Raw genomic sequence first — 2262 nt, 5'->3', positions numbered from 1 at the left:
CAGCCCCTCGGTCACCACGGCGCGCTTGGCGGTGCGACCGCCGCGGCACCTGCGGGTGCACAACGTCCACGACGACCCCACCCAGGTGTGGACCATGGATGTGGAGCTCACCGAGGCCGAGCCGGGGACCGCACTGACCTTCAGCCAGCCGTTGAACAGCCGGGAGATGGTGCGCGAGGTCGGCCCCGGGTGGGAGTTCTACCTCGACCGCCTGCAGCAGTCCCTGGAGACCGGGGAGCAGGCCACCATCGAGTGGGACGGGTACATGGACCTCGCACCGGAGTACGCGCAGGAGTTCGGGCTGGCCTGACGTCGTGCTGATCCGAGGCGGCTCACCCGACGCGTGCAGGGGGGCCTGCGGTCGACGGGCGGCGCGTCACCCCATCGGGTCACTCGTCCAGCCAGGCGTTGTGCTGCAGGCGCAGCGCCCGTTCGAGCCCCGCGAGGACGCCAGCGACGGTCAGGCCGGCGTTCACCGGAACGGGCAGTTCGATCGGGGAGTGGAAGGTCCACCCGGTGAGCGACTGCCACCAGTCGGCCCGGGTGAACGCCTGCAGCAGCTGCGGCAGTTCCAGGCCCAGCGCCACGAGCAGCACGGTGAGCGAGAGCGCCCCGAGGACCCGGCTGGCGGTGGGGTGGCGCTCGTCGAGGTCGGCTCGCCAGGCCTCCCCGGTGCCGGCGGCCGGGGTCAGGGGCTGCTCCCCCGCATCGGTCACCAGGTGCGCCCGCTTCATGCCGTAGAAACTCAACGCGGCCTCGATGCGGGGCGTGCGCTCGCGGGGGTGCCGGCGGTCGGCTGCGTCGGGGCCGGGATCACCCGGGAGGTCGTCCAGGACGAAGGTCGCGGTGCTGCGCCCCACCGCCACCTGACGGCCGTCCCGGTGGAGGACCAGCTTCTCGCCGATGTCGAGGTAGTCCACGTCGAGCGTGTACTCGTGCCCGTCGGCCATGGCCGTGAACTGGCCCCGCCACAGCGACTGCCACCCCGTCACGGGGGTCACGGTCGACCCGTCACCCGGCTTCACCGATCCGTCTCGCCCCACCGTGGTCCTCCTCGCACCAGCTCTGTCGGGCGCCGCCGACCATCCTGTGCGGGCCACTCTGCCAGTCGGTCCCGCCGTCGGGGTGGCAGGACGCCGAGCGCTTCGACGAGGTCTCCCACGGCCTCATCGACCTCGAGATGCGTGCCCAGCTGGCGGGCCGCTGGCGCACGGCGACCATGCAGGTCGTCTTCGCCGCCATCCCCGCGGCGGGGGTGGCGGCCTTGCCGGGTTGCTACCTTGCGAGGGCCAGTGAACGGGGCGGACGTCGCCCAGCACACGCAGCCCAGGAGGACCACGTGAACGCACCGCAGTCGGGGACGCCCCTGAAGATCGGCATGTTCCTGTTCGAGAAGGTCATGACCCAGCGCAGCACCCCGGTGATCCTCACCATCAGCCCGGGGCGCATCGTGCTGGCCTCTGCGGACCGCGTCGTGGCCGACGTCCCCGCCGACCAGGTGCGCACGAAGGTCTCCCGGGTCCTGAAGGTGAACGAGCTGCACGGGCCGTGGGGCAAGTGGATGCTCGGCGCGGTCGGGGCCGCCAAGAGCGAGGACTTCACCGACGCCCAGGCCACGGAGGTCATCGAGGCGCAGAAGGCCGCCCAGCAGGACCCCGCCCTGACGCAGCTCGAGCTCGCCCGGACCGTCTGGGTCGGCCAGCCCACCGCTGCCGACGGCTCGTGGACGGGCTCGCTCTCCTCGATGGCCAAGGGCGAGACCAAGATGCAGCCCCGCATCGCCCCGATGGTCGACGAGGCGCTGCTCGCCGCGGGCGTGCAGCGCGCCTGAGGGGGTTCAGCGCCGGCGGCGCACCCGCTCCTCGTCCCAGACGGCCTCGGGGGTCTCCACCACCCGCCCCTGCGAGGTGAACACGAGGAAGCGGTCGAAGGTGCGGGCGAACCAGCGGTCGTGGGTCACGGCGACCACGGTGCCCTCGAACGACTCCAGGGCGTCCTGCAACGCCTCGGCCGAGTGCAGGTCGAGATTGTCCGTCGGCTCGTCCAGGAGCAGCAGGGTGGCGCCGGAGAGTTCCAGCAGCAGGATGCCGAAGCGTGCCTGCTGCCCTCCGGAGAGCTGGTCGTAGGTGCGCTCGCCGGCAGCGGCCAGCCCGTAGCGGTCCAGCACCTTGGCGGCCTGCTCGCGGCCCATCCCGTCCCGGTGGTCGTCGCCGCGGTGCAGGATCTCCAGCAGGGTCCGCCCCGTCAGCGCCGGGTGGTCCT

The 2262-nt window shown here is 72.4% G+C and carries 4 protein-coding genes; 2 read left to right on the top strand and 2 right to left on the bottom strand.

Translation table 11 applies throughout. The features are described from left to right. The coding region (locus HMPREF3099_RS08685; RefSeq protein ID WP_202816732.1) for an SRPBCC domain-containing protein at positions 1-310 on the top strand (310 nt) is incomplete at its 5' end. Positions 311-389: 79 nt separating this feature from the next. On the opposite strand, the gene HMPREF3099_RS08680 is transcribed toward HMPREF3099_RS08685, so the two are convergent. Beyond that, a complete protein-coding gene (locus HMPREF3099_RS08680) occupies positions 390-1001 on the bottom strand; it encodes a hypothetical protein (protein WP_141762087.1) in 612 nt (203 codons plus the stop codon). A gap of 338 nt (positions 1002-1339) precedes the next feature. On the opposite strand from HMPREF3099_RS08680, the gene HMPREF3099_RS08670 reads away from it, so the two are divergent. After that, positions 1340-1831 carry a hypothetical protein gene (locus tag HMPREF3099_RS08670; protein WP_070705602.1) on the top strand — a complete coding sequence of 164 codons (492 nt, stop codon included), beginning with the start codon at positions 1340-1342 and terminating at the stop codon, positions 1829-1831. Positions 1832-1837: 6 nt separating this feature from the next. Here the strand turns inward: HMPREF3099_RS08670 and HMPREF3099_RS08665 are convergent. Next, a partial coding sequence (locus HMPREF3099_RS08665) for an ATP-binding cassette domain-containing protein (RefSeq protein ID WP_141762086.1) occupies positions 1838-2262 on the bottom strand: 425 nt, incomplete at its 5' end.

The organism is Kytococcus sp. HMSC28H12, from assembly GCF_001816045.1.
Lineage (GTDB): Bacteria > Actinomycetota > Actinomycetes > Actinomycetales > Dermatophilaceae > Kytococcus > Kytococcus schroeteri.
The sequence above is the reverse complement of the archived record's forward strand: the minus strand, read 5'-3'. Positions and strand labels throughout refer to the sequence as shown.